This is a genomic window from Rhizobium sp. IBUN (assembly GCF_000510625.1).
Taxonomy (GTDB): Bacteria; Pseudomonadota; Alphaproteobacteria; order Rhizobiales; family Rhizobiaceae; genus Rhizobium; species Rhizobium altiplani.
Map to the genome: position 1 here is coordinate 1 of NZ_AZNV01000086.1, position 6,844 is coordinate 6,844.

Below are 6,844 nucleotides of genomic sequence, written 5' to 3' on the forward strand. Positions count from 1 at the left end.
TCCTGTAGGGCAGGGAAAAGCTCTCGTGCATGATCTCGAGCCGTCCGTCCGGGTAGTCGCAGACGATCACTTTCTGGCCAGCCAGTGGCCTGGAAATCTCGGTCGGATCGAGAATGAACAGCACCTTGTCGTAGCGTAGCGTCAGAGATTGCGACAGCGTGCGGACTTCCTTCCGGCACATGGCNCCATCGAGGTTCTCGTGGTTGGCCAGCGGTCGGTGCATGTCCTTTGGATTGCGTGGTTGCTTGCCAAAGCGAGTGTTGAAATCCGCAATGAACTCAGGCGCATAGGAATTGGCACCTTCGATCGTATCAATGCCGCGAAGCCGTAATTCCTTCACAAGCCGATCCTGCAATGTCTGGTTGGCACGTTCCACCCGACCCTTGGCCTGAGGGGTGTTGGCGCAGATGATATCGATGTTGAGCTCATAAAGCGCCCGGCCGAATTGCGTCAGGCCGCTCGTGCGGTCCTTCTCCGACGCATGCGTGGAGCGGAAAACACCATGCTTGTCACTGTAGAAGGCCAGCGGTTTGCCCCATTGCTGCAGATAGGCCTTGGTCGCGTGCAGATAGTCGAACGTGTTCTCCGATCCGGCAAACCGTAGATGCAGCAGCTTGCCGGTCGCGTCATCGATATAGACGAGCAGGGCGCATTTGGGCCCACGGTTCTCGAACCACCAGTGATGCGAGCCATCGATCTGCACCAGTTCGCCAAAGCAATCACGTCGGCCGCGTGGCTGGAAAACCCGCTTCTTGCGTTCCCGGCGTGATACCCAGATACCAGCCTCGGTCATCCATTGCCGCAGCGTCTCCTTGGCGACAGAGATATGATGCAGCTCGATCAGCTTCTCGCGCGCCAGCGTCGGACCGAAATCAAGATAGCGTTCGCGAATCAGATCCAGCGCCGCATTGCGAAACTCCTCGCTGTGGCGCCGGTTGCTCGGACGCGATCGCTTCCTGGAAACAAGACCGGCCGGACCATCCCGGTCATAGGCCTGCAGCAGCCGATGCACCTGGCTTCGACTGAGGTCGAGCCGTTCGGCAGCCTGGACGACGCTCAGGCGTTCCTCACGGATCTTCTGGATAAGTTCAAGGCGATGCAACTCTTTCTGCGACATGGTGATCAAACAGGACATGACGACTCCGACCGCTCATGGTCTCGACCAGGCTGAAGATCGTCATCCTTGCTCCCAACGTTGGCTTTGACCAGTGCGTCGAGAGGCGAGACTGTCGCATCTCTAACTGGCCCAACTGTCGCATTACTAAATAGCCTCTACACCCCACAATCAGATAATCTATCTTATGGAACACCCGAGCGGTTTTGAAGCTGTTGCTTTTTCGGTTCTAATGACCGCTTTTCACGTCGCTGTGGATTTATGGAAAGATCCGTGCCGACATTTGATCGCGGACTTCCATGCCAATCAATCTTGCTTCCTCATCAATACCGCAGACGCCGACAGCGCGCTCGAAACCGCCCTCAAGGTCATGGAGGGGCCTCCTCAGGGAGGAGACAGGGACAAACCATCGGAAATCGATCGCTTCTTTACTGTCGCAAGCGATCCATCCCAAGAGGCGGCAGTCATCGAAGCCCGGCACGCTCCTGGCCTCTTGATCGAAGGCCCGCCCGGAACGGGAAAGAGTCAGACCATCGTGAACATGGTGGCCGACGCGATCGGGCGCAAAAAGCGCCTTTTGTCATCTGCCAGAGGGAGGCTGCGCTCGAAGTCGTAAAGAAGCGACTGGAAGCGGAGGGCTTGAAGATCGCATCTTCACGGTGACCGATATCAACAAGGATCGCGAGCCGGTCATCCAAGCCATCCGTGACCAGTTAGAGGCTCACAACAACAACCGCTCAAACCAGCTCTGGAAGCGGGACCGTCAAAACCTGGCCACCCGCCGCTCGCTTCTATCAGTACCTTTCTCGTCAAGCACCGACCCGCATTTCGGACGAAGGCGTCCAGCATCTCGAATTCGAGGGGCGAACGCTCGACCCAAAACCCTGGGAATTGAGAGACTTCCGTTCATCGCTCCCTGGCCTTGTCAATTCGTCTCGATTTGATGAAATTTGTCCGCCAGCCACCAACGCGCCTTGATGGAAATCAAGGTTTCGGTCGTCAAATGAGGGAAAATCAAACCAAGTTATCCAAATGCGAGATAGAAAGATGTCCACATCATCAGACCGAAACGCAGTCGTGGGCGAAATTACATCATCACATTTGCGCTTTGCGATCGCCGATGTCGATGAGATGACGTTGGATCACTATGTTCAGTTTCGTACTGGAGACTTTAAATCCTTCGAACAAGCACTCACGGCATATCTGAGCTCACTGTCAGAGCGTCCAACGCGCATGAGTATTGCCATCGCCGGTAATGTTGAGGAAGGACACGCCCATCTTCCTCGTCTCCACTGGAATCTTACAGCAAGGCAGTTGCAGGCTGCCTTCAGCATACCCGCCATCAAGCTCATGAGCCACGTCGAGGCAGTATCTCGATGCGTCCCATTGCTCTCTCAGCATGAGCTTCTTAAGATTGGAGCAGGCTCGTCACCGACGCAGCCCAAGGCGATTGCTGTGGTTCAGGAAGATATCGAAACGGCTGTTGTTGTTGCCTCGGGGCGCGACTGGGTCGTCTTGCCCGGCCGGGCCGGCGAAATGTCATTCGGAGCGCAAGATGAAGATGAACTTGTCATTTTCAACGTTCTTCGCAATGGACAAAACAGAACTGTAGTTGGGAATGTCCTTACTTCGTCGGCCTTGGCTTTGCTTCACGAGGAGCTAAGGATCGGTGCGGGCCTCGATCGTTCCGGCTGGGGCGTTATCGAGATCATCGGGGCCGCTTCAGGTGACAGTCAGGATCCCTTTGCAGCAAGGGCAGTTCATCATTTCATCAACTGGCTCGAGCGGTTCGTTCGCGACCTTGCGGCGGTGTATGGTGCAGGAGGCGGAGTATATCTAGCCGGGGATTTGATTAAGGATCTGCAGGGCTTCCTGGTTGATGGACGGTTCGCAGCACCGCCGGGACCTGTGGCGAGACCATCAAGCGCTGCTTCACCGATTCCCATCTATATTGTGAAGCCGTCGAATATCGCCATGAGGGGCGCGGCGCTTGCATCGTCTTGAAACGCGTACACAAAGTCGCTGCTGGAATGAGGGTTGCAGACATTACAAGGAGATTTATGGGGCCATTTACAGGTTCCATCCACGACCATAACATCAAGAACTGGTTGAACATCATGTGCCTGCGCAGCTCGCGCCCATCAGCGCAACAACTACATCATCAGATAGCTGCGGGAAATCGGCATAATATGAGCCTACCGCCTCAAAATAATCAAGAGTATGAAGGCACACGACATCGTCCGCCTCCGCCATTATCGCGGTCAGCTCATATGCGGGCGCAACAGGCACCGCAACGACGATCTTACTGGGATGGCGCTGCCTCAATCCGCGGACCGCTGCTAACATCGTGGCACCCGTAGCGATACCATCATCGACGATGATTGCCACGCGACCTAAAGCGTCCTGAGCCGGTCTACCCGTCATGTAAAGTTGCCGTCTTCTCTGGAGTTCCGCCACGGCACATTGCCGCAGCTGTTCGAATTCGCGTACGGAAACCTGAGCTCGGCGTATAACCTCTTCATTGCGCACTAAAACTGGTTGTGCACTGTCGACAACGGCAGCCATAGCAAGCTCTGGCTGGATCGGCACACCGATTTTTCGCACCAAGAGCAAATCGAGTGAAGCACCGAGATAGCTTGCGACCTCAATGGCAACGGGCACCCCGCCGCGCGGCAGGGCAAAAATGACAACGTCTTTGTCTTTGCCCTTATAGCTTTCGAGAGCCAAAGCCAGCTGTTTCCCCGCATCAGAGCGATCGCTGAAGAACATCCGCTACTCCTCCCTGCCCATGGGGCCATGTGGATCCTCGCAATGACATCGATGATCCTGATCCTGCACGCCAGTCTCATTCCACCTCAGCGGCGTCGCAACGGCTCGGCAATGTTTCATTTCTGGCCACAGGCGCATATGTTCTTGCGCGTCGCCAACTTCCCGTGGTTCAAGGCGGGGCCTACCGCAATAAAGGTTGAGAGGCGCGCCTCCGAAACGAGCAGATATGCAAAATGGCACTTTCGTTTCCACCCGACATTGACATGTATCAATGATGATACTTCCGGCTACTTGTCGCCGGGCGCCAGCAACCTTCAAGGCGATGATCTCCCAGCCTCGGCGCGAGCCATCGACCAACAATTTTTCACCGTGTGAGGCCCCTTTTCGCAGTACTATGGCGAACTTCGAGGCTAGTCTGGCACGGGAAAAGGTCACGGACAGGCGATCATTGCAAAGTCGCTCGGTTCGAGAACGTTCACGTCGGGACAATATCCGAACAAATCTGTGCCATTTTGACTAAGCGCAATGAACAACGGCTTCCCTAGATGAAAAGTGGAAAGCAGAACAGGAAGGGAGCCAACAATGCTAAAGATCTTTGTGACATGCATTACGATCGCGGCGACGGTTCTTGTCGGTTACACCGTCACGGCAAAAATGCGCCGACAAACCCAGGAAGGAGTCACTGGCCAATTAGAAAAGAAGCCGCCCAAACTAGGATACTCGGATTCGTTCATTCCGCCGACTAAGGGAAACGGGTTCTGACAATCTCATCCGCTCGCAGCGCAATGCCGTGGACAATGGTTGCAGGTCATTCTTTGCCTTTTCCGGGCATGCAAGCCGACAACACGACCTCAGCCTGAAGGTGGTGCACTCTTACCGTGATTGCGAAGTCCGGCGATCCGCAAAGCCTTCGCCTTTGTTCCGACCAAACTGAAAATCTGGGTGCTTCGTTGGGGCAATACCGGTTGGTAGCCGCCGTCATAAGTCGATGATCCTCACAGATCGGGGATCGAGAGGTCGGGCTCACGATAAAGGAGCAATGTCTTTGACGTCGCTCAAGGTCTGCTCCTCAAATAGTGCCGCTGGACGCGATGGTGTCGTCCAGAACCGTTGTTTTCCGCATCGCTTGACTGTCGCCGCACGCTTTGAGTATTTCCGCGCCTTTCCCCAGTAACGAACATTACTCAAGTATCGCGTAGCCGATGCCCCGCGTCGCGTGTTGCGGTGCGCGCCGCGCGATAAGAGCCGCCAGCTCCCGAAAAATACCCTGAGCTCGATGGCGGGTCACTGGAACACGGCCGCTTGCATCAAACCTACCGTGGATGCCACGACGCCAACCTTCAGGACAAGGCAGAAAGCGCCAGCCTAATGCAAGAGACGTCGTTCAAATAGATGTCGTAGAAGACATGCGTGGAAGCCTGCGCTGGCCGGATGTCTTCGGGCTTCAAGGAGCCGATCCCCCACCAGTTCAGATGCTTTTCCAGCAAGGACCAGGCGTGCAGGCGCTCCTCATGCCAGGCGTCGTCCTCCGGCAGTTCCTGAAACCTGCCATTGACCACTCCTGCGCATCCATTCGACTTTCCGTCCTGGCATCGAGAAACTGTAGGCCACTCTTGCCTGGAAGGCGAAATAGATGGGAACGAGGTATGGTTGCCCTTCGCTGCAGCAGGCCAGATGGCCATAGTGCGCGCATTCCGGCATTTCCAGGCATTCTGCCTGAGACATGCTTCTGAGTGCTATTGCCTGTCTGTTGCTCCTCGTCCTCAGAGCCGGTCATCGATGGACCGCTGCCAGTGAAAGTCCCGCCGGCTGACGCCGCCGCCCGACTGGTACAGGAACACGCTGAAGATGGTCGTGATCATTGCGATGATGACCAGCAACAAGGCATGGTCGAGAACGAACCAGCGCAGCCATCTGTAGCAGTCTTGAGCTTGCATGATCGGAATCCTATGTCTCAAGCAAAGCCGCCGGCCAATCCAGCCACCTGATGTTTCCGATCAGCCACCGACCGAAAGGTCGTTGGTAACGCTGACGACGCCGGGGACCGACCATGCCGCCCGCTACGCAGCAGCCCGTTCCCGCCATCCCGTGACGCCGCCCTTCAGCGTGACGTTGGCACCGGAAACATTGACCTCGATGGCGCTCGCCGTCACATCGGCGTCAACGCACCTTCGATGCGGTTCTTCACATCTGGAATGGACGCCGCGGGCATAATCGACAGGACTTCGTAACACCGATGACGCCGCCCAGCTTCATGACCGCCTTCTCAGCCGCCACCCGCTGGAAATGCCAAGGCACTTCCCCGGAGAGCGTCAGAAGGTGCGTGCCGCTTTGAGTTAGGTCAAAGTTCACGTTTCGGTTCGTCGCTAAAATTGGTTCTCGTCCAATCATGGAAGGAGGCTGTCCCATGACAGACGTTACATTGAGACAGAATGTACTGGATGAGTTGGATTTTGAGCCTAGCATCGACGCGGCCCATATCGGTGTCACGGCAGAAGGTGGTGTGGTCACACTGACCGGCCACGTTGCCACCTATTCCGAAAAGGACGCCGCCGAGCGTGCGGCTCGACGCGTGAAGGGCGTGCACGCTATCGCCCAGGAAATAGAGGTGCGTCCGTACGGCACCCATGTTACCGCAGACGACGAAATCGCCAAGCGCTCGATCAGCACGCTGGCATGGCGTACGACCGTGCCAAGGGATGCAGTCACCGTCAGGGTTCAGAACGGCTGGGTCACCCTCGAAGGCACGGTTGAATGGCAATATCAGAAAAACGCGGCTGCGAGCGCCATTCGCGATCTGGCAGGCGTCGTCGGCATCTCAAACCTGATCGCGGTTGCCCCTCGCCCCACCTCGAGCGATGTCAAACGGCGGATCGAAGACGCGTTCCGACGCGACGCAGAACTTGAGGCTCAAGCCATCCAAGTGAACGTGCTTGATGGCAAGGTCACGCTTGATGGAAC

The 6,844-nt window shown here is 56.3% G+C and carries 7 protein-coding genes and 1 pseudogene; 4 read left to right on the forward strand and 4 right to left on the reverse strand.

Annotated features, from left to right (window positions below):
* On the reverse strand, positions 1–1,135 hold a 1,135-nt coding region (locus RHIBUN_RS0132620; protein WP_025662590.1), incomplete at its 3' end, for an ISNCY family transposase.
* Between the two features lie 166 nt (positions 1,136–1,301).
* On the opposite strand from RHIBUN_RS0132620, the gene RHIBUN_RS37845 reads away from it, so the two are divergent.
* Both RHIBUN_RS37845 and RHIBUN_RS0132635 read left to right on the forward strand, forming a co-directional pair.
* Positions 1,302–1,730, forward strand: coding sequence for a hypothetical protein (locus RHIBUN_RS37845; RefSeq protein ID WP_245271792.1), 429 nt, complete (start codon positions 1,302–1,304; stop codon positions 1,728–1,730).
* A gap of 461 nt (positions 1,731–2,191) precedes the next feature.
* On the forward strand, positions 2,192–3,118 hold the full coding sequence (locus RHIBUN_RS0132635) for a glucokinase (protein WP_245271793.1): 927 nt from the start codon (positions 2,192–2,194) through the stop codon (positions 3,116–3,118).
* A 111-nt stretch (positions 3,119–3,229) separates the two neighbouring features.
* Here the strand turns inward: RHIBUN_RS0132635 and RHIBUN_RS0132640 are convergent, their stop codons facing one another.
* On the reverse strand, positions 3,230–3,883 hold the full coding sequence (locus RHIBUN_RS0132640) for a phosphoribosyltransferase family protein (protein ID WP_025662849.1): 654 nt from the start codon (positions 3,881–3,883) through the stop codon (positions 3,230–3,232).
* A 42-nt stretch (positions 3,884–3,925) separates the two neighbouring features.
* On the opposite strand from RHIBUN_RS0132640, the gene RHIBUN_RS0132645 reads away from it, so the two are divergent.
* On the forward strand, positions 3,926–4,258 hold the full coding sequence (locus RHIBUN_RS0132645) for a hypothetical protein (protein WP_156932800.1): 333 nt from the start codon (positions 3,926–3,928) through the stop codon (positions 4,256–4,258).
* A 965-nt stretch (positions 4,259–5,223) separates the two neighbouring features.
* On the opposite strand, the pseudogene RHIBUN_RS34640 reads toward RHIBUN_RS0132645, so the two are convergent.
* Both RHIBUN_RS34640 and RHIBUN_RS36685 read right to left on the reverse strand, forming a co-directional pair.
* Positions 5,224–5,608 (reverse strand): annotated as a pseudogene (locus RHIBUN_RS34640) (pyridoxamine 5'-phosphate oxidase family protein).
* 38 nt (positions 5,609–5,646) lie between these two features.
* Positions 5,647–5,820 (reverse strand): hypothetical protein, encoded by a 174-nt coding sequence (locus tag RHIBUN_RS36685; RefSeq protein WP_156932801.1) that lies wholly within the window; start codon positions 5,818–5,820, stop codon positions 5,647–5,649.
* A gap of 470 nt (positions 5,821–6,290) precedes the next feature.
* Between RHIBUN_RS36685 and RHIBUN_RS0132670 the strand changes: the two genes are divergently transcribed.
* Positions 6,291–6,844: BON domain-containing protein (locus tag RHIBUN_RS0132670; RefSeq protein ID WP_025662852.1), on the forward strand; the 554-nt coding region annotated here is incomplete at its 3' end.

Bases quoted from the DNA above. Each gene is read 5' to 3' on its own strand.
- RHIBUN_RS37845 (WP_245271792.1), top strand. From the start codon at position 1,302: ATGGAACACCCGAGCGGTTTTGAAGCTGTTGCTTTTTCGGTTCTAATG.
- RHIBUN_RS0132640 (WP_025662849.1), bottom strand. From the start codon at position 3,883: ATGTTCTTCAGCGATCGCTCTGATGCGGGGAAACAGCTGGCTTTGGCT.
- RHIBUN_RS0132645 (WP_156932800.1), top strand. From the start codon at position 3,926: ATGACATCGATGATCCTGATCCTGCACGCCAGTCTCATTCCACCTCAG.
- RHIBUN_RS36685 (WP_156932801.1), bottom strand. From the start codon at position 5,820: ATGCAAGCTCAAGACTGCTACAGATGGCTGCGCTGGTTCGTTCTCGAC.